The organism is Photorhabdus kayaii, assembly GCF_025384895.1.
Lineage (GTDB): Bacteria > Pseudomonadota > Gammaproteobacteria > Enterobacterales > Enterobacteriaceae > Photorhabdus > Photorhabdus kayaii.
Window position 1 is genome coordinate 32,997 of the sequence record NZ_JAJAFZ010000011.1, and the last position, 25,707, is coordinate 58,703.

Sequence of the window (25,707 nt, forward strand, 5' to 3'; positions counted from 1 at the left end):
ACAAAATTAATCACAATATCTTATTTTTGAATTTTTTTTCTTGATATTAATAGGTTGTTGATTTAATTAACAAGCGGTTCATTGGTAGAACTTCTTTTACTTGTGTGAGGGCTAGAGTAACGGGTTTCATATATGCAGTTGTTATGAGTCACAGCTTGTTGTGAATCACTGATAGGAGGCATAGCCAAAAGTGTATGAAGTGACTGACGGGCAATAGTCGATTGAATGACATATCTATTAACTATCAGTCAAAAACAGTACACCAAACATTCATTTAATCTGATGGATAATGTAAAAAGGTCAGTAAACATTACACATTAATTTCAAACTTGTGTTACATTCATAGCGTTTTTCTGACCAGTATCTCTGTGTTCTTTTATACAGCATTGTGTTACTTGTTAATTATAAAGGCATATTAAGCGCAATGAATTCTGCCGGATACGATTTTATGGTCAGACTGGGTTTACTAATTTAAGGGGAAAAATATCTTGACGGAACTAATTAGCTTTTTTAACAGTATCCTTTGGGGCTCCGTATTGATTTATCTTCTTCTTGGGGCTGGTATTTACTTCACTATATGCACAGGTTTTATACAGATCCGTCATTTTGGGCACATGTTTTCAGTATTGAAAAACAGTAAAAAATCTGACAGTGCAGGTATTTCATCATTCCAGGCTCTGTGTACCAGCTTAGCAGCACGGGTTGGTACCGGTAACCTTACTGGTGTGGCAATCGCCTTAACGGCTGGTGGGCCTGGCGCCATTTTTTGGATGTGGATGGTTGCTCTGATTGGAATGGCAACCTCTTTTATTGAGAGTACACTTGCCCAGCTGTACAAGACAAAAGACGATAAGGGGAATTACCGCGGTGGTCCGGCCTACTATATGGAAAAGGGGCTTGGAGTACGCTGGATGGGCGTTATGTTCTCCATATTTCTGATTATTGCTTTTGGTCTGGTATTTAATGCTGTTCAGGCAAATTCCATTGTTCAGGCTGCTGCTTTTGCATTTAATTTTGATCCTTTGTATGTCGGCATCGGTTTGGTGATCCTTAGCGGGGCCATTATTTTTGGTGGCTTGCGCTCTATTGCTCGGGTTGCAGAATTAGTTGTCCCTTTTATGGCGATAGCTTATCTGATTTTGGCGTTCTGGGTCGTCGGGCATAACTTTGAACGAATGCCGGAAGTGTTTGCATTGATTTTCAAAAGCGCATTTGGTTTGCAGGAAGCAGTTGCAGGAACCGTTGGTTATGGTGTTGCACAGGCGATGACACAAGGTGTTCAACGCGGGTTGTTTTCAAATGAAGCCGGGATGGGGTCAGCACCCAATGCTGCTGCTTCTGCTTCTCCATATCCTCCTCATCCAGCATCTCAGGGTTATGTGCAAATGCTAGGTGTTTTTATGGATACTCTGGTTATCTGTAGCGCTACTGCTGTTATCATCCTGTCATCGGGTGTGCTTGATGGCAATATTTCAGGAATAAGTGGGATAGAATTGACTCAGCGGGCATTGTCTTCCGCTGTCGGTGATTGGGGATCTGAATTTATTGCACTGGCTATCTTCTTTTTCGCATTCACATCAATCATTGCGAATTATGCTTATGCTGAAAGCAATATCGTATTCCTTGAACGTAATCATACTGCGGGCTTGATGATCTTACGTCTGGCGGCATTGGGTATGGTGATGTTTGGTGCGTTGGCTGAATTGCCTTTAGTTTGGAAAATGGCTGATTTGTCTATGGCATTGATGGCAATTACCAATCTGACCGCTATCTTGTTGCTTTCTGGCGTCGCATTTAAACTCGCAAAAGATTACAACCAACAGAGACGTGTCGGTAAGTTACCGACATTTGATATTAATCAGTATCCTGAAATTCAGAAAAAGGTCGAAGTTGGTATTTGGGAAGAAACGGCAAATCTTGCCAAATCGAACCAAGCGGCTGGTCACAAGTGAAATGCTAGAACAAAGTATGGTTAGTACGATTTAACAATATAGCGGCTGACAGCCTTTCACGTTTCATTTGTTATTTTTGCCTTATTTCCATCTAAGTTATGGGAATAAGGCATCTTCATTTGTGCTTTATGCCAAGAACAAAACCGATAGTTTTATGAAAAAATCATATAAAACATAAATTTTATTTTGTATTCATTTAATTTCTTTGTGTTATTATCCTGCTTTCAATTAATAGATGGGACAGGGAAATGATGAAGAAGATCATATTGGTTGGCTTATTTATGCTATTGGCGGGGTGTTCCAGCTTGGAAGATCGGGGCGCTTATAAAGTTGATAGCTCTTTTCCTTCGCAAGGTCAAAATGACAGAGTAAGGTTTTTGGTGTTCCACTATACCGCTGTTGATGATAAAGATTCTTTACGTATACTCACTCAGGGCGGTGTTAGTGCTCATTATTTGATCCCATCGTTACCGAATTATGTGAGAGGAAAGCCTGTTATTCTACAACTGGTTCCTGAAGATAAGAGGGCATGGCATGCTGGTGTTAGTGGATGGAATGGTCGGAAAGACTTGAATGACACTTCGATTGGCATTGAAATTGTTAATAAAGGATTTACGGAAATGCTACTTGAGAAAGAGTGGTATCCGTTTAACGAGCAACAGATCGATCTATTAACGCGTTTGGCGAAAGATATTATTCAACGTTATGGCATTGAACCTATTAATGTCGTTGGTCACAGTGATATTGCACCTTTGAGAAAGTATGATCCAGGCAAACTTTTCCCTTGGAAGAATTTGGCAGAGCAAGGTATTGGTGCATGGCCTGAAGATGCAACCGTTGAAAAATATATGGCTGGCAGAAAATGGCATGATGGTGCTTCTGTTGAGTTAATCCAGAAGACATTGGCTAAATATGGCTACACCATTCCACAAACCGGTGTGCTTGATGAAGATACTCGTAAGACTATCAGTGCATTCCAGATGCATTTCAGGCCAGATGACATCAGTGGTAATCCTGATGCACAAACTGAATCAATAGCTCTGGCTCTGGTTGAGAAATATAAAAAATAGTTTTCACTATCTTGTGAGATCGTGCCATAGAAAGAACTTTATTGGAGTGACTTTTATGGCATGGTTTTTCTCATTAACTCTATAAATTTTCATGATCTATTCTTCGAACTTTTCTTCACTTTGTTTTAACCTGTAGTAACAGCCTTACCTCGGCAGTTGTCGATCACATAATATTACTCTTTATTATGATGTTTGCCTCCTGGCAGAATAAATGCAAGAATAATCCCAATTAGGCTGATAAAGGGTGAATACATTATTATTTTGTCGGGAAAATAGTTTGGTAACACACTGCACAGGTAAATAAAAATAGAGATTATCCAGCCATACAGCCCCACGTCATTGAATCTGTAAGCTGTTTTCATGATTAAATAGTAAACCGTAGCGAAGGAGCACATTGCCCATAGACCAATAGAGATCATATACAACCACACTGATAACTCATATTTCATGTGGGCTGCGTAATTGTTTTCTGCTAGATAAGCGGAGAGAAAGATCAATATTCCTAAAATAACGGCTATTTTAATAAAGCTAATAATATAATCTTTTCTACTCAATTTTTGGCTGAAATAGCTTTTTATTGAACCAGCTAGAGAATCGTTCATAAATAATAGTCAGGTAAATAATAATAGATCAGATAATAACTGATCTAATGATAGTATGAACAGAAAAATATCAGTCAGATTTTAGATGAAAATATTTTAAACGTCATTCTATGATTAGATATGTGGAAATAGAGTGATGATTGTTAGATTATATGATATACCCGTTATCTTTCAAGTTGCCTCTTTCTATGCTCCCGGGGATTCACTCCCTTGCCGTCGCGATGCACCTTGAAATCCATAGGGTATAGTTTGTGTTCTTTATGATCTTTTCGGTGCTAAAACCATTCTTTGAGGACTTGACAAATGATTATTCGCTTATCTAAGACTTTGATGATTTTTGCAATAGCTTTGTTTGCGACATTAGCGGCTTTTGGCAATATTACAGACTATGCGACTAATTTCGTATTTGTACAGCATGTATTAATGATGGACACTGTTTTTCCAGATACAACTATTACCTATCGTGCAATTTATTCGCCAGTGCTACACCACATTGGTTATATTGTCATTATTTCTTTAGAAACTTTAACGGCAGTGTTATGTTGGATTGGCGGTATTCATTTGCTGGTAAATTTAAAATCTAACGCTGCTGTCTTTAATAAAAAGAAATCTATTGCGATAGCGGGTCTGACCTTGGGATTCTTGACTTGGCAGGTGGCATTTATGACAATTGGTGGCGAATGGTTTGGGATGTGGATGTCCAAACAGTGGGACGGTGTGTCTAATGCTTTCCATTTTTTTATCACTATCATTCTGGTACTGATTTATTTAATTCAGTATGACAAAGAACAAGAATAAGAATAAAGTTTGTCCATTTTTCAAATTCATGTTAACGGAAACTAAGTGCCGTTAAAAAATTCGACAGAGCTCTCTGTCCATCTAACCATGAAACTCAGAGAGCCTTGTTAAGGGAAGTATTGTGTTTGGCATCAAATAAATTGTGTCTGGCATCAAATAAAAGGTCAGAACACAAAGGTTGAAGCTCTTTGTCTTTCGCCGGAAAGCACGGTTGAATTTGTTGGATAATTGCCCGTTTCAATGTTGTTCTTTAGTTACCGTGTCACGAACAGTTAGTAGTGAAATGCAGAGGTAATTTAACTTCGAGCTCAATCTCTGGATTCTGCCGGAAATCATAGGGAGTTATGCCATACTCTTTGCGGAACATATAAGTGAAATGAGACTGAGAGCCAAAGCCGAAATCTAAGGCGATATCAAAAATAGGCAAAGCGCTGTTTCTCAAAAGATGAACAGCGCCGGCCAGGCGTCGCTGGCGGATATATTTACCAAGAGAAATTCCGGTGACTTCCTTGAATATTTTCTGCATGTGCCAAAGCGAGTAACCGGAGTAAGTTGCCAGTTCTTCCAGGTGGATTACCCGGCCAAGGTGATTCTCAATCCATTTGCTGAGAGCACATACAAGTGCTAAGTGATTATCCTGTGGCATTAACAATTTTGTTCTGGTTGAAAGTGAAAGGAAGTATACACAACTTTTTCTAAAGATGACAAAGCCTTGACATAACGATTTAAATTGTAACTGAATGTGACAATTGATTTTTTTGTTATAGTGAATAGAATCCACATGGTTAGTATTTGTTTAAATGCGTTCTGATATGTTGTTAGCATGCATACTGCTGCCGGTTCGATTTTTTCACAATGAAAGCACAGGATGAATATTTTTCTTGTTTCATTGTTGTAAAATATCATTTTTCAACTTTATTCTTAACGTATTGCGTTCTGACCGAACTTGAAGGAAATAGAATTGGACATAAAAAAAACCATTGCAATCTTAGTATTACTTGGAATATGTCTGTTCTTGTACCTGTTAGCTTTGGATAGCTATTGTGATCAGGGGGAACAGTTTGATTCAGGTATTTGTTCTGTGACTCGATATCTGCCTTTCTGATTAGTTGCTGATACTCATCAGCCATTTTCCCATCATATATCTGTGCTAACATATATCTTCGATATCCACCCTTTAAAGCTAGTGTTTTGTTTGCTTTGAATAAAGCAGATAAGGGGAAGCGGTTGTTTTCCCACTAATAACAAGATAGAAGTTGTATCAAGAGGACAAGATGGCAGGACAATCGCAGCGGTCAACACTTAAACGCGGTTTAAAAAACCGGCATATTCAACTTATTGCTTTGGGGGGGTCTGTCGGGACTGGGTTGTTTCTCGGTATTGCACAAACTATAAAAATGGCAGGCCCCTCCGTAATTTTAGGATACGCTATCGCAGGCTTTATTGCATTTCTGATTATGCGTCAGCTAGGAGAGATGGTAGTCGAGGAGCCTGTAGCGGGGTCGTTTAGTCATTTTGCGTATAAATATTGGGGCGATTTTCCCGGGTTTTTATCAGGCTGGAATTATTGGGCGATGTTTACTCTGGTCGGAATGGCTGAATTAACGGCTGTGGGAATGTACATCCACTATTGGTGGCCTGATATTCCAACCTGGGTTTCTGCAACCGTCTTCTTTGTTTTAATCAATACGGTAAATTTAATTAATGTCCGGTTATATGGTGAAACAGAATTTTGGTTTTCCATCATTAAAGTGACCGCAATTATCTGTATGATTGTTTTTGGTTCTTACCTGTTAGTCAGCGGAAATGGCGGGCCTCAGGCCAGCATTACTAACCTTTGGCAGCATGGTGGCTTTATGCCTAATGGGATCTTCAGCCTTATTATGGCAATGGCTGTAATCATGTTCTCTTTTGGTGGATTGGAACTGGTGGGTATTACCGCAGCAGAAGCGGAAAATCCACGTATCAGCATTCCTAAGGCCACCAATCAGGTGGTATACAGGATATTGATTTTCTATATTGGTTCTCTGACTGTGTTATTGTCGCTTTATCCGTGGGGCAATGTCGTTGAAGGTGAAAGTCCATTTGTTATGATTTTTCATAACCTGGATAGTTTCTGGGTGGCTAACATTCTGAATATTGTTGTCCTAACAGCTGCATTGTCCGTTTATAACAGCGGTGTGTATTGCAACAGTCGGATGCTGTACGGTTTAGCAAAACAAGGCAATGCTCCTGGAATGTTGACAAAAGTTAATGAAAGTGGTGTTCCTATCAGAGCCATTGTTATGTCTGCTTTGGCAACGTCCATTGGCGTATTGATTAATTATGTGATGCCGGGCAAAGCATTTGAGTTATTAATGGCGTTGGTGGTAACAACGTTGGTGATTAATTGGGTCATGATCTGTATGGCGCATTTAAAATTCCGAGCAGAAAAAGTTAAACAGGGGATAGAGCCGTCATTTAAGGCGTTTTGGTATCCATTCGGTAATTATCTGTGTCTGGTTTTCCTTGCTTTTATACTTGTCATTATTTTGATGATGGATAGCATCCGTATTTCAGTTATCCTGATGCCATTCTGGGTGGGGGTGTTATGGATCGGGTTTTTAATGTCCCATTCTCGCCGTAATAAAATGAAAATAGAGGATCAGGGATAATATCTATACCCTATGGATTTCAAGATGCATCGCGACGGCAAGGGAGCGAATCCCCGGGAGCATAGATAACTATGTGACCGGGGTGAGCGAGTGCAGCCAACAAAGAAGCAACTTGAAAGATGACGGGTATATACCCTATGGATTTCAAGTTGCATCGCGACGGCAAGGGAGTGCAGCCAACAAAGAGGCAACTTGAAAGATAACGGGTATACCTTGGATTATCACTATAAAAATACCAGGCTGATGTCACACAGCCTGGTATTTTTTATCCGGTTACCACTGCCAACGTAACCAGGCGAAGAGTACATTACCGTTGTTATATGTGCCGGGAATATACGTTCCTTGAAACGATAACCGATCATATTCTATGGAGAATAACGGTAATGGGAGTGGAATAGGGACATAATAATAATCATGACGAGCTGTAACGCTCAGAGTGAAACCAATTCCCATTCGGAAACCATCTAAATCACCGGGTATCCACATCTTCTGAAATCCATAGCCAACGATGGGTTCCAAACGGTTATGAGAATCCATAAAAGCCATTGCATAAAGGGAATGCCAATCGTTGTCTTCGTCGTAACGATATTTACCATAGCCGAAACCCCAGGGCCGCTCATTATATTTATCGGTTTTCTCTTTATCGTAGGTATGTCTGTTATGCCAAGTAATTACCGGCAGATAAAGTTCATTGTTGGGTGCATCCCAGGTGAGAGCGACATTATTGCTGAATTTTTCCCATAAACTGCTCGAATTGTTGCCATAACTGATCGGGGTGTGAGATTCAGTGGTTGTTAATGATTTGTTAGCAGTATCTGCCGTTGTTGCAAACACTGCCCCAGATGAGACTAAAAGAGTGGCTGATAGGGTACAGGCTGCGGTTAAATCAAACTTCATTATTTATTGCTCCAATTTCCCGACGACATAAATTGGGAAGATCCTTCGTATCACGTAAAATATGACAAACGTCTAAATTCAGGAATTCTACTCTTGCTATTTTCAATAAAAGTTAAACGAAAAATTAATATTAAGATGTGATAGGTATTAATTGGGTATATTTAATACTGATGTTTTAGTCAACTAATATTGGGAATGTGTTGATTTTTTCTTTCACTCAAACAGTAGAGATTGGTCTCTATGACCGTACTATAGATATAAAAAATCTAATAATAAGACAGGCAAAATAAATTAGGATTATTTATGTTATCTGGGGTTTTGTTGAGTGGATAAACTGTAAGCTAATTAGGATAACCTTGGTTTTTCAAATTTTTGCGGCTATGTTAAACAATAATTGTTGTTAAGAATTTTAAATATGTGCGTTAGCTCCATAGCTGATAAAAAATGGCTTGCCATCATATTAAGAATATGTGATAAATCGTTCGGGTAAACGAGGTATGGTTCTGTTATACAGCTCTATTAATAGCAGCAACTTGCTCTAGTTTTTATGTTGCGCCGAACGGCGAATTAGAATTAAGTGATCCGAAGGAAATTCTTAAAATGGCAAAAATCACTGGTACTGTAAAGTGGTTCAACGAATCTAAAGGTTTTGGTTTTATTACTCCGGCTGATGGTAGCAAAGATGTGTTTGTACATTTTAGCGCTATTCAGAGCGAGGGTTTCAAGACTCTGGCCGAAGGTCAAAAAGTTGAGTTTGAAATTCAGGACGGTCAGAAAGGTCCTTCTGCGGCAAACGTTACTACAGCATAACTTTTTTTTGTCAATCATTTTGGATTGACGAAATAAATTTGTTGTCTGTTTGATTTTTTATTGGCAACAATGATATACCGATATCACCCTGTTAGTTATCTGATAGGGTGTTTTTGTTTTGACTCGGGGTGTTCTTCACAGAGCTGAGATGAACCCGTAATACCTGATCTGGATAATGCCAGCGTAGGGAAGTCGAGGTATCTTTTCCTGATATACCCTATGGATTTCAAGATGCATCGTGACGGCAAGGGAGTGCAGCCAACAAAGAGGCAACTTGAAAGATGACGGATATACTTGCTTTTCTTTTGCTGGTTGGAAGGGGTACCTATTGAGAATCAATTCACTGACAATTGCCGGTACTGATCCTAGTGGCGGTGCTGGCATTCAAGCCGACCTAAAAACTTTCTCCGCACTTGGTGCTTATGGCACAACAGTAATGACCGCGCTTGTTGCGCAAAACACCTGTGGTGTGCAATCTGTTTATGATATCGATCCTACTTTTGTTGCGGCACAGCTTGAATCTGTGTTGTCAGATATCAGAATTGATAGCGCTAAGATAGGCATGTTATCCAATGCGGCCAATGTTGCCGTCGTTGCCGACACAATAAGCCGTTATGTCGTTCCTTATGTTGTATTGGATACGGTAATGATTGCGAAAAGTGGCGATCCGTTGTTGGCACCGGAAGCGGTTTCCGCGGTTGTTGAACGATTATTACCGAAGGTTTCGTTGATTACCCCAAATTTGCCGGAAGCCGCAGCGATATTGAAATGCTCTGTAGCAAAAACTGAAACGGACATGCAAAAACAAGGGCGTGAACTATTATCGCTAGGATGCGAAGCCGTTTTACTGAAAGGCGGGCACCTTACAGAACATGAAAGCCCTGATTGGCTATTTACTGTTGAGGGAGAATGGCGTTTTACTGCGCCCAGAATCAATACTCGTCATACTCATGGAACAGGATGTACGCTCTCCGCTGCACTGGCTGCTTTGCGTCCGCGTTATTCGAATTGGCAGACAACACTGCCTGTTGCCAAAGCATACCTCCAGGCGGCGTTAGAACAGGCGGACTCGTTAGATGTAGGAAAAGGAATCGGGCCTGTGCACCATTTTCATCAGTGGTGGTGAGAGTAGCTGATTGGTGTTTTCGGGATTTGGTGAGAAAGTGATAATGAATAAGAAGAGTAAGGTGTTTAGGCTGTGAGAAGAGGATAACTCAACGTTGGCAGCGACTTACTATCTATTCATTATCACCGGCGACAAGTTTGATTTACGCTGACAAGCTTGATTTACGCGATAGTCACTTGCTTATCCAGATAGACATCTTGAACCGCATTAATCAGCTCAATACCTTCTTTCATGGATTTTTTGAAAGCTTTACGACCAAGGATTAACCCCATGCCGCCTGCGCGTTTATTAATGACGGCGGTACGAACGGAGTCACTTAAATCATTATTACCGGATGCACCACCTGAGTTAATCATACCGGCGCGACCCATGTAGCAGTTAGCTATCTGATAACGGACCAGATCGATAGGATGATCGGTAGTCAAATTAGTGTAAACACGTTTATCGGTATGACCAAAGCCAATCGCCGTATAGCCGCCGTTATTTTCGGCCATTTTTTGTTTAACGATATCGGCACCGATAGTGGCTGCTAAATGGTTAGCCTGGCCTGTGAGGTCTGCACTGGAGTGATAATCTACCCCCTCTTTTTTGAAGGCGGAATTACGTAGGTAGGCCCACAATACCGTTACCATGCCCAATTCATGAGCCCGTTTAAAGGCGGCTGAAATTTCCTCAATTTGACGCCGTGATTCAATAGAGCCAAAGTAAATTGTTGCTCCAACGGCAACAGCACCCATCTCGAATGCTTGCTCAACACTAGCATATAAAGTTTGATCATATTGAGCGGGATAGCTCAGTGTTTCATTGTGGTTCAGTTTAACCAGAAATGGGATCTTATGAGCATAACGACGAGAAACAGCGGATAACACGCCATAAGTAGAGGCAACACAGTTACAGCCGGCTTCAATAGCCAGTTCAACGATATTTTTTGGATCGAAATAGAGTGGGTTTGCTGCAAAAGAAGCGGCAGCAGAATGTTCTACACCTTGATCCACCGGCAAAATAGACAAATAACCCGTACCTGCAAGGCGACCATGATTTAACAATGTTTGCATGGAGCGCAGAACCATATTGGGTCGGTTATTGTCGATCATTACGCGGTCAACAAAATCGGCACCTGGCAGATAAAGATTTTCACTCGGAATGGTATTACAACGATGTTGCAATAAACTGTCCGCATCTTTGCCTAACAACTTAGCGATATCAGTCATGTCTTACTCCAGTTATGAAAAGATGCTATCGATTGTCATTTATCCTTTTTAGGATAACAAGTTATATTGGGAGGGAAGTGGTAGTGGATCGCTTCAGGTAGGATTTTAAAGAGAATTTTATTACCAGCAAAGTAGCTATTTAGTGTAAGAGTGACATTACCATTCTTTAGGTGGTTGATATGGGTGTGAAATAGTTTGCTATGCTCCCGGGGATTGACTCCCTTGCCGTCGCGATGCATCTTGAAATCCATAGGGTATATAACTTAATTAACCGATAAATAAGAGTGTTATTTATCGTTTTATCTTTCTATCGCTAAACTGATTATTTTGTTATATGATTTTTTTGTAAAGATTTAATATGTTTTTATATCATTTAAATAAGTTTTATAAGGTTGAGTATTCATATTTTTTGAACGCTATTAGAGATAAATTTTATTGATTTTAATTATTTGTGTGAATAATTTTTTATTTTGTCAATTTATTTATAACTATGTTTCCCCATTATATGTTAAATAACCATTTTTGACGTCAATGTTTTTAAATCTATATAATCCTGTAAGCAACAGTCAATATAGTTATTTATTCTTTCGTAAAAGTGATAATAATACAAAATAATAATTATACTAAATTTTTAGTTTTGATTGTATTCATCAATCAATTAGCTGATTAAGAAATACATCAATATAGTTTGATTTTTTCACGGATGAAAAATTTCTCATGTTTCTATTACGAATGTTGATATTTTGGTTTTCTTCCATTTACCAAGAGTAATTTATTATTACGTTTTCTCTTTAGTAACTTGTTTGCAAACGATTTTTTATAAAGTCATTGGATCTGTTGATGTAAGCTGATTTTTCTTGATGTTATTGTTAGATGATATTTTTCATGCTGATCCGGTGTAAAAATGTGTTTCTATTGTCTTTTGGTTTACTAAGCAGCTCCTATTGTGGGATTAAACTTCATTTCTATGAGGGAGCAACAGGTACTGCGCTATCGTTTATCATCTTTGGGGTGATTTGGCTATTTTGCCCTTATTTATTCTATGGATATACCCTATGGATTTCAAGATGGATCGCGGCGGCAAGGGAGCGAATCCCCGGGAGCATAGATAACTATGTGACCGGGGTGAGTGAGTGCAGCCAACAAAGAGGCAACTTGAAAGATGACGGGTATATATGAAACAAAAGCCGTTTTGGGTTATTAAGTCGATATAGTCGTCAGGTAAATGTTGAACTAATAGTTTTAACAATAAGTAAATTGTAATTATCTGTTGTCATAATCTTTACCTGATTAATTCTATCAAATTGTATAATATTTGGTCTAAATATGATGGATTTCCTGAATTATTAAACAGTGGAAAATTTTAATTACATTTCTTTAGATAGTGTGATATTTCAATAAGTAGAAATATTTTCTTATTAATATTAAGGGTATCAGAAACAGATGAATATAAACATTCATTGATTTAATAGTTAAATTTATCTATTTAATTAATCGTGTGAATGAATTCTGTAACTTGTTGATTTTATTTCCCGGAGCGAAAAAGAAAAGGCCAGCTCAAGGGAGATTGAGCCGGCCAAGGAGGTGGTTCCTAGTCTTACTGTAAAACTTTTTTAATTTTTTATTTTTCACCAACAATACTACGGTAAATAAAATAGTATTGATGTGATCTGTTTCTAAAAAAAGAAATATATCATCGTGAAGAGGGGATATTGATGATTATTTGTCTGAGTCTCGGTTCGTTTGAGGATATTGAGAATTAATACCATTTAGATTACGTATTAATAAGGCGTAATTAATATCAATTTGTTTAGGAATTGGTAAATAGGCAATATACCCATCTCCAGGCGCAACTTCCATTGGTTGGCCTTTTTTATCCTGCATTGCTTCCAGTGTAAACTGGATATTGCCTGATGGTGTCATTAATTCGAGACGGTCTCCGATCATGAATTTATTCTTGACAGCAACTTCAGCCAATCCGTTGACTCGCTCACCTGTAAATTCACCAACAAATTGTTGGGTATCGGATATCGAGTAACCGTATTCATAAGTCTGATAGGCATCATGGGTATGGCGGCGCAAAAATCCTTCGGTATAGCCGCGATGAGCAAGTCCTTCTAACGTTGTCAGCAGCGTTGGATCAAAAGGTTTCCCTGCAACGGCATCATCAATGGCTCGACGGTAAACTTGTGCTGTGCGAGCGCAGTAATAGAAGGATTTTGTTCGTCCTTCGATTTTCAGAGAGTGAACGCCCATTTTAGTTAATCGCTCAACGTGCTCAACTGCACGTAAGTCTTTGGAATTCATGATGTAAGTACCATGTTCATCTTCGAAAGCTGACATATATTCACCAGGGCGTTTTGCTTCTTCGAAGGTAAATACTTTATCTGTTGGTGTGCCTTTTCCCAATGTTGGCTCGATACTTTTTGTCGGTATCGGTTCATGCATATGCACGATATTACCGATATCATCTTCTTTGCCTTCTTGGACATGATATTCCCAACGGCAGGCATTAGTGCAGGTTCCTTGATTGGGATCTCGTTTATTAATATAGCCGGATAATAGGCAACGACCTGAATAGGCCATACACAATGCTCCATGTACGAAAACTTCCAGTTCCATATCGGGAACCTGCTGGCGAATCTCGTTAATTTCATCCAGAGAAAGTTCACGGGAAAGAATGACCCGTGTTAGTCCCATTTGTTGCCAGAATTTTACTGTCGCCCAGTTAACCGCGTTAGCTTGAACGGAAAGATGAATTTCCATTTCAGGAAAAGCTTCACGAACCATCATAATCAACCCGGGATCAGACATAATGAGGGCATCAGGTCCCATATCAATGACAGGCTTTAGATCACGGATAAAGGTTTTCAATTTGGCATTGTGAGGAGCAATATTGACCACAACGTAAAAGCGCTTACCAAGTTCATGAGCTTCTTTAATGCCGAGTGCCAGATTTTCGTGATTAAATTCATTATTGCGAACACGCAGGCTGTAACGTGGTTGACCAGCATATACGGCATCTGCGCCATAGGCAAAAGCATAGCGCATATTTTTCAGTGAACCGGCAGGGGAAAGTAATTCTGGAGTAAACATGGTTAAAAAATTCTCGGTTTGAGTTGAGATGAGTTTTCACTATAAAAAGTAAGGATAAGGCCGGGGATTCTAACGCGTATTTTGTTGCGGATACAAATTTATTAGTATGAAACGTTCGGTTCTCTTGATCGATGGAGAGCGCCTTATCAATTGACGATGACTTTCAACTGATAAGGTGCGGTTTATCATGAAAAAATATTATTCTGACTTTGTCAGATCTCGAACATTGACGCTAGAGCCATGTTTAATTGCAGATTGAATGCCTTTTTTGATTGCCACTTCATTATCGTAAGGCTCGCTGATGCCGATAACTTGATAGTTTCTCGCTTTCAGCACGAAATAGGACTTGCCAGATTTGTTTTCTCTGATTTCGAAGTTTTTTTCTGCCGGTGAATTTGCTTGGACAGAACGAATTCCTTTATTCGCTGCTGCCTTGGTAGTATACATTTCACTGGTAAGGATAACTTCACCGTTCGATGCTTTTAAATTGAAGTAATACTGCTTGTTTTTTGTTCTCTTAAGATCATAATAACCTACAGCCATAAGAAATTCCTCTAATTAAAGGTAAGTATTTTTAATATAGCTGAATTTCTGACCGGTGAAAGGTTGAAAGAAATTTAATTCAGTTAAAGTGTGACAGTTATAACAAACGGCATATATCCGCTTCCCATCGGTAACCAAGTCCATAAATAGAACGAATGAATGTTTTACTGTTATCCAATTGTTCCAGTTTACGGCGTAAATTTTTAATGTGGCTATCAATGGTACGGTCTGTCACGATTCGGTGATCGTCATATAGATTATTCAATAACTTATCGCGGGAAAATACTTGCCCAGGGCGACTTGCCATCGTTTTTAATAACCGGAATTCAACTGGGGTCAAATCCAGTATTTGATCGCGGTAACGTGCTTGGAAACAGGCTTCGTCAATGTGTAGATCGCTTTGCTTGACAATATCTTGTGGTCGGTAACAGCGACGAAGAATTGTTTTAACTCGCGCGACAATTTCACGTGGGCTGTAAGGTTTACAAATATAATCATCTGCCCCGATTTCCAATCCAAGTAAACGGTCAATTTCTTCCGTCTTGGCGGTGACCATAATAATCGGTACGTCAGAGAAGCGGCGAATTTCCCGACAAATAGAGATGCCATCACAACCTGGAAGCATTAAATCCAGCAAAATAATATCTGGATTGTGTTGCTGCACATGGGAGACCGCTTCATCACCTCGCAGTAGCCATTGGGTTTCGTAATCAGCCGCTCGCAAGTAATCAACCAGCAATTGCCCAAGCTTTGGCTCATCTTCAACAATCAAAACAGTATAATGCCCAAATTCTGTACTCATAACGTTTCGTCGTCGAGGGATTCAGTTAGCGGCAATTCTACGATAATTCTCAGGCCACCTAAAGGTGAGGGTTCGGCATGGATCGTACCGTTATGTGCTTCAACGATGTTATTGCAAATGGCTAATCCAAGTCCTGATCCACCACTGGCACGGTTTCGTGAGGATTCACTGCGGTAGAATCGTTCAAAAACTTGTTGGCATTGCTCTGGTGACAAGCCGGGCTTGCTGTCCTCCCAATTCAGAATGAAGTGGTTATCGTCAGAACAACCTTTAATGATCAATTTTCCATTATCAGCGGTATAGCGAAGACTATTTTCCAGTAAATTATGAAATAGCTGAGTCAATCTGCTTGGGTCAGCAAACACCATAATAATTTCAGGAAGTTTAACATCCACTTGGATTTGTTTATCAAGGAAACGTCCATGATAAGATGCGATAGCAACCTGAATTAACTCACTGATGTTGATAAATTCTTTCCGGTATGCCAGCGCCCCACGATCGGATAGAGATAGCTGGTGTAGATCATCAACCAGTTTGGTCAATGTGGTAATTTCAGCCAATAACGAATTGAGTGTTTCTGGCGTTGGTTTGTGAACACCATCCTGTAACGCTTCCAATTCACCACGCAATATAGAAAGGGGAGTGCGCAGTTCATGAGAAATATCCGCCATATAATCGCGACGCATCTGCTCGTTTTTTTCCAGGGTACTGGCGAGCTGGTTAAAATTGTGGGCAAGCTGACCAATTTCATCTTTACTTGATGGTGTGACTCGGGCACTGAAATCACCGGCTGCCAGTTTATGTGTCCCTTCAACCAAACGTTTAACGGGTTTTAACATACCGCGGGATAATAATAGCGTGGCTATCATTGCCAGCAAGGTAGATAAACCGGCAATTATCCAGCTTGTCAGTTGTTGTTGGCGATCAAAACTGATATCCGCTTGACGGGTAATTTTATCTGATGTGCTAACAATGACCCAGCCAACGATTTGATGATGATAGATGATCGGTTTGCGATAAGTCTCTGACGGGATTTTACCTTCGTGACCGACCAGCGGTTTCATGTCACTGTCCACCACCCAAAATTGAGTTCGCCAACCGCGAGGTGGTGGACCTTGATGGCTTTCACTGGTTTGTTCAATGGAGCGGATAATTTGAAAAATTACCCGGTCATTCCTCTTTAAGAATTTCCAGCTGCCATATTGTTGATATTGTTCGGCCAGTGCTTCGGCTAACATGGCAGTACGTAACTGGATATTTTGTTTTATATAACCAATAAAACCATACTGGAAGCTGCTTCTTACGCCCCAGTGCATGGTGATGAGTACTAGCATGCAAGTGGCGAAAATGGCCATAAACAGTTTACCACTGATGCTGAGTTTCATGATTGCTCCATAATTTGCCTAGCGGTACGCCGTTGTTGCCATTTTTCCCTTAGTCGATCAAAACAGAGATAGACAACCGGTGTGGTATACAGTGTTAAAAGCTGGCTCATAACCAAACCACCCACAATGGTTATTCCTAAAGGTTGGCGTAATTCCGTACCGTCGCCACTACTCAAAACCAGTGGCAGGGAACCAAACAAGGCGGCCAGTGTGGTCATCAGAATCGGACGGAAACGTAATAGGCTGGCTTGGAATATCGCATCACGGGCGCAGATATTACCGTTACGTTGAGCTTCAATCGCAAAGTCCACCATAATAATGGCATTCTTTTTCACGATACCAATCAATAACATGATGCCGATTAATGCTATCAGGCTGAATGGTGTGTCAAACAGTTCTAATGCCAGCAGGGCACCAATACCGGCGGAAGGCAGGGTAGAGAGAATAGTCAATGGATGGATATAACTTTCATACAGTATCCCTAGCACTAGATAGACGGTAATAATGGCTGCCAGAATCAAGAATAATTGTGATTTCAGGGTTTCCTGAAAAATCTGGGCGGTGCCTGCAAAAGTGCCACGAACCGTTGAAGGTACCCCAAGTTCGGTTGTGGTTCTTTCAATCGCATTGATAGCATCAGAGAGGGTATAGCCTTCGGATAGATTGAAAGCAATGGTTGAAGCAGCAGAAAGCCCCTGATGATTTACACTGAGTGGCGCGTTAGCCGGTTGCCAGTGAGCAAAATAGGAGAGCGGAATGGCTTTTCCTTGATTGTTAATCACAAACATTTTTTCCAGTGCGCTGACATCCTGTGTATATTCTGGTGCAACTTCCATCACCACCTTGTACTGATTAAGTGGTTGATAAATGGTGGATATTTGTCGCTGACCAAAAGCATTATTTAGCAAATTATTGGCTTCACTGACATTAATGCCCAGACGAGACATGGTATCGCGGTCATAGATTATTGCCATTTCAGCTCCTTTATCCTCCTTATCTGAATTCACGTCAGTCAGTTGTGGCAATTGCCCTAATGCTTTACGGATAACAGGCTCCCATTTGCGAAGATCATTCAGATCATCTGCCAGCAATGTGAATTGATAGCTGGCATTAGCCTGGCGACCGCCAGCCCTAATATCTTGTACCGGAATGAGAAATAGATTTGCTCCCGGTTCATTGGCAAGTTTAATTCTCAGGCGTGAGATAACCTGTTCAGCGTTTTCTGAACGCTCTTTCAATGGCTTTAGAGAGATAAACATAAAGCCATTATTTACCCGCCCACCACCGGTAAAACCGATAACGTTGTCTACCGTAGGATCTGCATTGATTGTCTGCATGAAATTTTTCATTTTTTCACGCATAGATTGGAAAGAGATACTTTGATCTGCCCGAACAAACCCTAGCAAGCGACCGGTATCCTGCTCTGGGAAGAAAGTTTTGGGGATATTGATATAGAGCCAGACATTTAGGGCAATGATGCCGGCCAAAATTAACAATACCCAACGGCTATGATTAAGAACCCACATCAGGGAGCGTCCATAAGCTTGCTGAATTTTCAGTAGAACTTTGCCGAATCCTCGTATTTTCTTCTGTGCTTTGGGACGCTGAGATTTTAGTAAATGAGCGCACATCATTGGCGTTAGTGTTAGAGAAACCAACAGTGAGATGCTGATTGATGTGGTTAGGGTAATGGCAAATTCACGAAACAGCCGACCAACCAATCCATCCATGAGCAGAAGCGGGATAAAGACTGCTACCAGCGAAATACTCATCGAGAGGACCGTAAAACCCACTTCCCGGACACCCTGTAGTGCCGCTTGCATGGGTTTTATGCCTGCTTCAAGGTGGCGGGAAATATTCTCCAGTACCACAATCGCATCATCTACCACAAATCCTGTGGCAACCGTCAGCGCCATTAAGGAAAGATTGTTCAAACTGAAACCGCACAGATACATAGCGGTAAATGTGCCAATGAGTGAAACAGGTACCGCGATGGCAGGGATCAATGTTGCGCGACCAGAACGCAAGAACAGGAATACCACCAGAATGACCAGCCCGATAGCAATCACCAATGCTCGTTCTACTTCCACTATTGAAGCACGAATAGTTGGTGTGCGGTCTTGAGCAACTTTAAGTTGAATACTGGCAGGAATAGATTCACGTAATGCAGGTAATTGTTCACGGATACGGTTTACTGTGGCGATAATATTCGCGCCAGCCTCGCGGCGAATGATCAACAAAATAGCCGGTTTACCGCCAGACATTCCGGCTGCTCTGACATTCTGAACAGAATCTTTTACATTTGCTACATCCTGCAATCGCACTGGTGAATTGTTGTTGTAGTGAACGATGATCGGGCGATAGTTTTCGGCTGTTTTTAACTCATCATTCGTTTGAATTTGCCAGTGTTGCTGATCGGAATCCACATATCCTTGTGGGCGGCGAACATTGGCATTGCTGATAGCTTTGCGTACCGCATCCAGCGAAACTCCCTGATGAAACAGGGCGCCAGGATTCAATTCAACTCTGACTGCGGGTAATGAACTTCCGCCAACAGAAACTTCACTGATACCTTCAACTTGGGCGATTTTCTGAGCCAGTTGTGTAGACGCAAAATCATAAAGCTGCCCCTGATTATAGGTATCGGAAGTCAATGTGAGGATCATGATTGGGGCATCCGACGGGTTGACTTTGTAATAATGCGGCCTGCTAGGCATACCGGAAGGCAACAGGCTTTGAGCGGCATTCAGCGCTGCCTGTACATCCCGTGCTGCACTGTTAATATCACGATTGAGATCAAATTCAAGCGTGATATTGGTATTGCCAAGGGAGCTACTGGACGTCATTTCATTGACTCCGGCAATGTGGCCTAAGGCGTGCTCCAGCGGAGTCGCGACAGATGAGGCCATTGTTTCCGGTGAAGCGCCCGGTAATGAGGCGTAAACGGAGATCACCGGAAAATCCACTTGTGGTAAAGGAGAAACCGGCAACAAGGTAAATCCCAATACTCCACATAGGGTTATGGCTAAACTCAATAGCGTGGTGGCAACAGGGCGTTGGATAAATAAGGCAAAAAATTTCACCGCGGCTCCTGATGATCAATAGATGAGGTATTTGAAACTAAGAGCTGGCGATTGCGGCGATAGTGGGCCAGACGGTCAAACAGTAAATAGATCACTGGCGTAGTAAACAGTGTCAGGATCTGGCTCATAATCAGTCCACCGACCATACAGATACCCAGAGGACGACGTAATTCAGCGCCTACACCGGTGCTAAGCATCAAGGGGAGTGCTCCAAGTAATGCTGCCATTGTGGTCATCAGAATCGGACGGAAGCGCAATAAGCACGCTTGATAAATGGCTTCGTAAGGCGATAATCCCTGTTCACGTTCCGCTGACAGCGCAAAATCGATCATCATGATGGCGTTTTTCTTCACAATACCTATCAACAAGATAATGCCGATGATCGCAATGACATCCAGTTCATGACCTGCCATCATCAGTGCTAATAGTGCACCCACTCCCGCTGTCGGTAATGTGGAGAGGATTGTCACCGGATGGATGAAGCTTTCATACAGTATGCCTAGCACGATATACATGGCGATAATAGCCGCCGCGATTAGCCACAATGTATTGCCCAGTGCGCTTTCAAATGCCAGTGTTGTTCCCTGGAATTGGGTGGAAATGTCTTTGGGCATTTTGATCAATTGTGCGGCATCACGAACAGCATTGACCGCCTGTTCAAGAGAAGCATCCTCGGCAACGTTGAAAGAAAATGTTGCTGAGGGAAATTGAGCTAGATGATTGATTGCCAGTGGGCCAAATCTTTGTTCAATAGTTGCAATAGTTCTGAGAGGTACGACATGGCCGTCAGTTCCGTTAAGGCGGATGTTATCAAATGCTGCCAGCCCTGGAGTCGATGTCACATCATGTTCCAAGATGATCCGATACTGATTAGCCTGCGTATAAATGGTTGAAATTAGCCGCTGGCCGAATGCGTTATAGAGTGCGTTATCTATAGCGGCTATTGAGATGCCCAATCGGCTGGCAATGTCTCGGTCTACTTTAACGTAGGCGATCAGCCCCTGATCTTGCCAGTCACTGCTGATATCAATTAGCTCTGCTCTCTGCTTTAGTTCAGCCAGTAATTTTGGCACCCAGATACTCAGTTCATCCAGAGAGGTTGCCTGCAAAGTGAATTGGTATTGGGTACGAGTAACCTGAGTGTCAATCGTCAAATCCTGCATCGGTTGCAGATAGAGTTTTATGCCGGGTATAGCGGCAACTTTTTCCTGCAAACGCGGAATAATGTCAACGATTCTGTCATCACGCTGATTGAGTGGTTTTAGTGTGATTTGCAGTCGCCCGTTATTCAATGTTGGGTTACTGCCATCAACGCCCACAAAAGTGGTGATATTTTCTACTGCCGGGTCTTGCAGTAATAAGGATGAAACCTGCTGTTGTTTATTCACCATGGCAGCAAAGGAAATGGATTGCGGCGCTTCCAGTGTTCCCTGAATCAGCCCATTATCCTGTGATGGAAAAAATCCTTTTGGAATCATCAGATAGAGCAGGGCAGTTAGCACCAATGTGCTTAGGGCGATGCTAAAGGTGATCCACGGGTGGTTCAGTGCTCTTTTTAGCCATACAGCATAACCGGCAATCATTTGTTCAAAAAAGCGTTCACTGGCTTGTTCAAAACGATTGTGTTTTATCTGTGATTCCGGTTTCAATATTCGAGCGCACATCATGGGGGTTAATGTCAGTGAGACAATGGCTGAAATCAGAATTGCCACGGCCAAGGTAATGGCAAACTCACGAAACAGGCGGCCAACGATATCGCCCATAAAAAGCAGCGGGATCAGTACCGCAATCAAAGAGAAAGTCAGGGAGATAATGGTAAAACCGATTTCACCCGCACCTTTTAATGCTGCTGTCATCGGTTTCTCGCCTTGTTCTATATAACGGGAGATATTTTCAATGACCACAATGGCATCGTCTACGACAAAACCGGTGGCAATGGTGAGCGCCATTAGCGTCAGATTATTGACGGAGAAACCGCAGAAATACATCACTGCGAATGTACCGATCAGTGAAAGAGGAACGGCGATACTGGGGATAAGTGTTGCGATACCGTTACGTAAAAACAGATAAATCACCATAACAACCAGAGCAATTGCCAGTAACAGCTCAAACTGAACATCTTTCACTGAGGCACGAATGGTTGTCGTGCGGTCAGTCAGGATTTTCATATCGACGAACTTTGGCAAGCTGCTGATAAGTTCCGGCAACATCTGACGAATGTTATCTGTAGTTTCAATCACATTGGCGCCTGGCTGGCGCTGAACATTAATCACAATGGCTTGTTTGTTATTTGACCATGCACCTAGTTTGGTGTTTTCAGCGCCTTGTTCAATGGTTGCGACATCTTGTAACCGTACCGGTGAGCCGTTTTTATAGGCAATGATCAAGTTGCGGTAATCATTTACTGACTTCATCTGATCGTTGGCCGAAAGCGTGACAGAGCGAGTCGGACCATCAAGGCTACCTTTGGCGGAGTTAACGTTAGCATTGTTGATAGCGGTGCGGATCGTTTCGCTATCCAATCCCTGTGCAGCGACCGCTTGGGCGTTTAGCTTCACTCTGACGGCTGGTCGCTGGCCGCCGGCGAGTGTCACCAATCCTACGCCATTGACCTGTGAAATTTTCTGTGCGATACGGGTTTCCACCATATCCTGAATCTGTGTCATCGGCATTGCATCGGAGGTGACTGCTAGCATTAGAATCGGTGGATCAGCGGGATTAACTTTGCTGTAGATAGGGGGATAAGGCAGGTCATTAGGCAATAAATTACTGGCTGCATTGATAGCCGCCTGCACTTCCTGCTCGGCGACATCTAACGGCAAAGTTAGCTGGAATTGTAATGTGATAACGGAAGCCCCGCCGGAACTTTGAGAAGCCATCTGTTTAAGGCCAGACATCTGTCCGAGTTGGCGCTCCAGTGGTGCGGTGACTGCCGAAGTCATCACATCGGGGCTTGCGCCGGGGTAGAGTGTGACCACCTGAATGGTGGGATAGTCCACTTCTGGTAATGCAGACACGGGCAACATGCGATAGCCGATAATACCTGCCAGTAGGATTGCTGCCATAAACAGCGTGGTGGCAACAGGTCGCAAGATGAACAGGCGTGATGGTCCGCCTCCTGGGATTGGGGAGTTTACCTGCATCAGGAATTCTCCGTTTTATGGTGTTTTTGTGGCTGAGGCTTATTTGCCATCGGTGTGACAATATCCACCTTAGCGCCATCTGTCAGGCGATCGATACCATCAGTGACCACTTTATCACCTGCTGCTAAGCCGGTACTGATAACAACGCGTTTTGTATCCTGCAATTTGACCGTGACCAGATGTTTGCTGACTTTATTCTCTTTACCTAACATCCAGACAAAATTCCCTTCATTACCCATTTGCAGGGCAGCATTTGGGATCACCACTGCGTTTTCCAGTGTATCGACTTTAATACGGACATTAACGAACTGATTTGGAAATAAGATGCTATCTTGATTGGAAAAACGGGCTTTCAGCTTAATTGTGCCGGTAGCGGCATCAATTTGATTATCAATGCTCAACAGTTTTCCTTCGGCAAGTTGTTGCTGGTTATTGCGATCCCAGGCACTAACAGCGACGTCATGATTCGTTTTCTGAGCTTGTAAAACAGCATTGATATCGTTTTCAGGGAGTGAAAATAGCACATCTACTGGATCGGTTTGGGTAATAACCACGATAGGAGAGCTGTTACCACTGGAAATAAAATTTCCTACATCGATCTGTTTCAAGCCCACTTTACCGGAAATGGGAGCGGTAATACGGCTGTAAGTGAGTTGAAGTTTTGCACTATCAATTGCTGCTTGATCAACTTTCAGACTGGCTTCGTGTTGGCGGACAAGAGCACGTTGATTATCCATTTCTTGTTGGGAAATCAGGTGAGTGTTTGCCAATTTCTGGTAGCGATTGAGATCCTGACGGGCATTCGCCAATATTGCTTCATCTTTAGCAAGCTGGCCTTTGGCTTGTGCTAGTTGAACCTGAAAAGGGCGTGGATCAATTTCTGCCAGTAAATCCCCTTGTTTAATTTGTTGTCCTTCCTGAAAGTGCAAAGCGATAAGCTGACCTTCAACCCGGCTGGTTACCGTGGCAGTATTGGCGGCCTGAATAGTGCCAAGCCCGGCCAGAAAGCGAGGGACTGCCTGCTCTTTTGCTGTGGCAACCTGTACAGGGGGTAAAGGGGAATGTCTTAAACCAGAGAATTGATCAGATGGGCTAGATTGTTGAGGGGTTTTAAGTTGGTGCCAGAAAAATATAGCGGCAGCAATGGCAATAGCGGCCAGTGCTGCACGGAAAAGGAAAGTACGGTGTTTATTATTTTGATTCATTTCTTCGACATTCTCTCAAACGCAAGGCCAAGATGTTGCTTGATTATGTCCGACTGAAATATCGGTTTAATCACATGCTATTAGTTTAGACAGTGAGGATAGGCTAAAAAATGGAGAAAATGTGGAAAATATGTCAAGGAAGCGCTTTTTAAGGTAAATTAAGGCGTTTTTTGTCAGTTTTTTCGAGCTGGCTCCAGAAATTATGCAAATGATGCTGCCTCTGTTATACCCAATGGATTTCAAGATGCATCGCGACGGTAAGGGAGTGAATCCCCGCGAGCTCTGTGCACATTGTTTTTTAATTTTGGGTTTTTTAATTCTGGAAAAAGGTCATGTGACTTTTTTTTGGCGGAACTTATAGACTAATGTAAGGAATATGATAAAGGGAAATAGGCTATGAGACATTTCATTATTGATACAGATACGGCTTCCGATGATGCAGTTGCATTACTGATGGCGCTCCGTGAACCCTCAGTTTTAATTGAAGGTATTACTATTGTTGCCGGTAATTGTACTGTTGCTCAGTGCAGGAAAAATGCATTAGTTAGTATTGAAAAAGCAGGAACATATATTCCTCCGGTATATGAAGGGATGAGTAAACCATTATTTAGAGAGCACTATGCTTCATATCATATTCATGGGAAAGAGGGTATGGGTAATATGAATTTACCAGAGTCTTCGTTAATAGTAGAAGATAAACATGCAGTAGATGCAATTATTGATATCGTGAAAAAATTTCCTGGTGAGATAGAGATAATCGCTTTGGGGCCATTGACAAATATAGCAATGGCTGTCTTAAAAGAGCCGGATTTATATAAATTTGTCAAAGTGATTTATATTATGGGTGGTTCTGGATTGAAGCCAGGTAATATTACGCCATTAGCTGAATTCAATATCTATTCTGATGCAGAAGCAGCACATATAGTATTGGGTTCTGGATTGCCTCTTATATTTTGTGGATGGGAGTTAGGTATGGCGGAGGCTTTTATTAATGAATTCGATATGGATAAATTAAATTCTTTAGGTGATCTTGGTCAGTTTGCAGTGAGCTGTAATAGAACATTGATTGAATTCAATGCAGGAAGAACGAATAGAAAAGGATTTGATCTGCCTGATCCTATAACAATGGCTATTGCTTTATATCCGAATGAAGTGATTGAGGATAAATTAGAGGTATATGGTTATGTTGAATATCAAAGCGCACGTTCATATGGGCATTTAGTGATTGATTCAACCGATCTTCTCAATCATCCCCATAATATGAGTGTGGTGACTAAAATCAAGGGTAAGGTATTTAAGAATAAACTATTTACATTATTATCGTAATTTT

21 protein-coding genes and 1 riboswitch are annotated in these 25,707 nt (G+C 41.6%); of the genes, 10 read left to right on the forward strand and 11 right to left on the reverse strand.

What is annotated here, in order from left to right:
- The first annotated feature begins 488 nt into the window (after nt 1–488).
- Nucleotides 489–1,952, forward strand: a complete 1,464-nt coding sequence (locus LGZ98_RS06350) for an alanine/glycine:cation symporter family protein (RefSeq protein ID WP_113041089.1) — start codon at nt 489–491, stop codon at nt 1,950–1,952.
- Between the two features lie 251 nt (nt 1,953–2,203).
- Nucleotides 2,204–3,022 (forward strand): N-acetylmuramoyl-L-alanine amidase, encoded by an 819-nt coding sequence (locus LGZ98_RS06355; RefSeq protein WP_113041129.1) that lies wholly within the window; start codon nt 2,204–2,206, stop codon nt 3,020–3,022.
- A gap of 173 nt (nt 3,023–3,195) precedes the next feature.
- Here the strand turns inward: LGZ98_RS06355 and LGZ98_RS06360 are convergent, their stop codons facing one another.
- On the reverse strand, nt 3,196–3,624 hold the full coding sequence (locus tag LGZ98_RS06360) for a DUF805 domain-containing protein (protein ID WP_262977843.1): 429 nt from the start codon (nt 3,622–3,624) through the stop codon (nt 3,196–3,198).
- A 303-nt stretch (nt 3,625–3,927) separates the two neighbouring features.
- Between LGZ98_RS06360 and LGZ98_RS06365 the strand changes: the two genes are divergently transcribed.
- Nucleotides 3,928–4,422 (forward strand): DUF2165 family protein, encoded by a 495-nt coding sequence (locus LGZ98_RS06365; RefSeq protein ID WP_113041087.1) that lies wholly within the window; start codon nt 3,928–3,930, stop codon nt 4,420–4,422.
- Between the two features lie 262 nt (nt 4,423–4,684).
- Here the strand turns inward: LGZ98_RS06365 and LGZ98_RS06370 are convergent, their stop codons facing one another.
- Entirely contained in the window at nt 4,685–5,068 is a 384-nt protein-coding gene (locus tag LGZ98_RS06370; protein WP_112877749.1) for a helix-turn-helix domain-containing protein, read from the reverse strand.
- A 315-nt stretch (nt 5,069–5,383) separates the two neighbouring features.
- Here LGZ98_RS06370 and LGZ98_RS24425 point away from each other — a divergent pair, with 315 nt between their 5' ends.
- The 3 genes from LGZ98_RS24425 to LGZ98_RS06385 all read left to right on the forward strand — a co-directional run bounded on the left by LGZ98_RS24425 (nt 5,384) and on the right by LGZ98_RS06385 (nt 7,272).
- A complete protein-coding gene (locus LGZ98_RS24425) occupies nt 5,384–5,527 on the forward strand; it encodes a PhoP/PhoQ regulatory lipoprotein MgrB (RefSeq protein WP_112877748.1) in 144 nt (47 codons plus the stop codon).
- Nucleotides 5,528–5,696: 169 nt separating this feature from the next.
- Nucleotides 5,697–7,076 carry an amino acid permease gene (locus tag LGZ98_RS06380; RefSeq protein ID WP_113041086.1) on the forward strand — a complete coding sequence of 460 codons (1,380 nt, stop codon included), beginning with the start codon at nt 5,697–5,699 and terminating at the stop codon, nt 7,074–7,076.
- 73 nt (nt 7,077–7,149) lie between these two features.
- On the forward strand, nt 7,150–7,272 hold the full coding sequence (locus tag LGZ98_RS06385) for a hypothetical protein (RefSeq protein ID WP_262405104.1): 123 nt from the start codon (nt 7,150–7,152) through the stop codon (nt 7,270–7,272).
- Between the two features lie 77 nt (nt 7,273–7,349).
- Here the strand turns inward: LGZ98_RS06385 and pagP are convergent, their stop codons facing one another.
- On the reverse strand, nt 7,350–7,973 hold the full coding sequence (pagP, locus tag LGZ98_RS06390; protein WP_113041085.1) for a lipid IV(A) palmitoyltransferase PagP: 624 nt from the start codon (nt 7,971–7,973) through the stop codon (nt 7,350–7,352).
- A gap of 600 nt (nt 7,974–8,573) precedes the next feature.
- Between pagP and cspE the strand changes: the two genes are divergently transcribed.
- Together cspE and thiD are read left to right on the forward strand one after the other, a co-directional pair.
- On the forward strand, nt 8,574–8,783 hold the full coding sequence (gene cspE, locus LGZ98_RS06395; RefSeq protein WP_036781809.1) for a transcription antiterminator/RNA stability regulator CspE: 210 nt from the start codon (nt 8,574–8,576) through the stop codon (nt 8,781–8,783).
- Between the two features lie 114 nt (nt 8,784–8,897).
- Nucleotides 8,898–8,990, forward strand: a riboswitch (TPP riboswitch).
- Between the two features lie 121 nt (nt 8,991–9,111).
- Nucleotides 9,112–9,909 carry a bifunctional hydroxymethylpyrimidine kinase/phosphomethylpyrimidine kinase gene (gene thiD / locus LGZ98_RS06400; protein WP_113041084.1) on the forward strand — a complete coding sequence of 266 codons (798 nt, stop codon included), beginning with the start codon at nt 9,112–9,114 and terminating at the stop codon, nt 9,907–9,909.
- A 161-nt stretch (nt 9,910–10,070) separates the two neighbouring features.
- Here the strand turns inward: thiD and fbaB are convergent, their stop codons facing one another.
- The gene (fbaB, locus tag LGZ98_RS06405) at nt 10,071–11,120 is read right to left on the reverse strand and encodes a class I fructose-bisphosphate aldolase (RefSeq protein WP_113041083.1); all 1,050 of its coding nucleotides are present in this window, start codon (nt 11,118–11,120) and stop codon (nt 10,071–10,073) included.
- A gap of 906 nt (nt 11,121–12,026) precedes the next feature.
- On the opposite strand from fbaB, the gene LGZ98_RS06410 reads away from it, so the two are divergent.
- Nucleotides 12,027–12,299 carry a hypothetical protein gene (locus tag LGZ98_RS06410; RefSeq protein ID WP_146748048.1) on the forward strand — a complete coding sequence of 91 codons (273 nt, stop codon included), beginning with the start codon at nt 12,027–12,029 and terminating at the stop codon, nt 12,297–12,299.
- A 540-nt stretch (nt 12,300–12,839) separates the two neighbouring features.
- Here LGZ98_RS06410 and trhP read toward each other — a convergent pair.
- From trhP to LGZ98_RS06445, 7 genes are all read right to left on the reverse strand, one after another.
- Nucleotides 12,840–14,216, reverse strand: coding sequence for a prephenate-dependent tRNA uridine(34) hydroxylase TrhP (trhP, locus tag LGZ98_RS06415; protein ID WP_262977844.1), 1,377 nt, complete (start codon nt 14,214–14,216; stop codon nt 12,840–12,842).
- A 198-nt stretch (nt 14,217–14,414) separates the two neighbouring features.
- Nucleotides 14,415–14,759 carry a YegP family protein gene (locus LGZ98_RS06420; RefSeq protein WP_113041081.1) on the reverse strand — a complete coding sequence of 115 codons (345 nt, stop codon included), beginning with the start codon at nt 14,757–14,759 and terminating at the stop codon, nt 14,415–14,417.
- Between the two features lie 97 nt (nt 14,760–14,856).
- Nucleotides 14,857–15,561 (reverse strand): envelope stress response regulator BaeR, encoded by a 705-nt coding sequence (gene baeR / locus LGZ98_RS06425; RefSeq protein WP_113041080.1) that lies wholly within the window; start codon nt 15,559–15,561, stop codon nt 14,857–14,859.
- Nucleotides 15,558–16,946: an envelope stress sensor histidine kinase BaeS gene (gene baeS, locus LGZ98_RS06430; RefSeq protein WP_113041079.1), complete on the reverse strand. Its 1,389-nt coding sequence runs from the start codon at nt 16,944–16,946 to the stop codon at nt 15,558–15,560. Before baeS ends, baeR begins: the two co-directional genes overlap by 4 nt.
- Complete coding sequence (gene mdtC / locus LGZ98_RS06435; protein ID WP_113041078.1) at nt 16,943–20,029, reverse strand: multidrug efflux RND transporter permease subunit MdtC; 3,087 nt, start codon at nt 20,027–20,029, stop codon at nt 16,943–16,945. The genes baeS and mdtC overlap by 4 nt, the downstream gene beginning before the upstream one ends.
- Nucleotides 20,026–23,172 carry an MdtB/MuxB family multidrug efflux RND transporter permease subunit gene (locus LGZ98_RS06440; protein WP_113041077.1) on the reverse strand — a complete coding sequence of 1,049 codons (3,147 nt, stop codon included), beginning with the start codon at nt 23,170–23,172 and terminating at the stop codon, nt 20,026–20,028. Before LGZ98_RS06440 ends, mdtC begins: the two co-directional genes overlap by 4 nt.
- Nucleotides 23,172–24,377, reverse strand: a complete 1,206-nt coding sequence (locus LGZ98_RS06445) for an MdtA/MuxA family multidrug efflux RND transporter periplasmic adaptor subunit (RefSeq protein WP_113041076.1) — start codon at nt 24,375–24,377, stop codon at nt 23,172–23,174. The genes LGZ98_RS06440 and LGZ98_RS06445 overlap by 1 nt, the downstream gene beginning before the upstream one ends.
- Before the next feature lie 396 nt (nt 24,378–24,773).
- On the opposite strand from LGZ98_RS06445, the gene LGZ98_RS06450 reads away from it, so the two are divergent.
- Nucleotides 24,774–25,703, forward strand: coding sequence for a nucleoside hydrolase (locus tag LGZ98_RS06450; protein WP_113041075.1), 930 nt, complete (start codon nt 24,774–24,776; stop codon nt 25,701–25,703).
- The last annotated feature ends 4 nt before the right edge of the window (nt 25,704–25,707 follow it).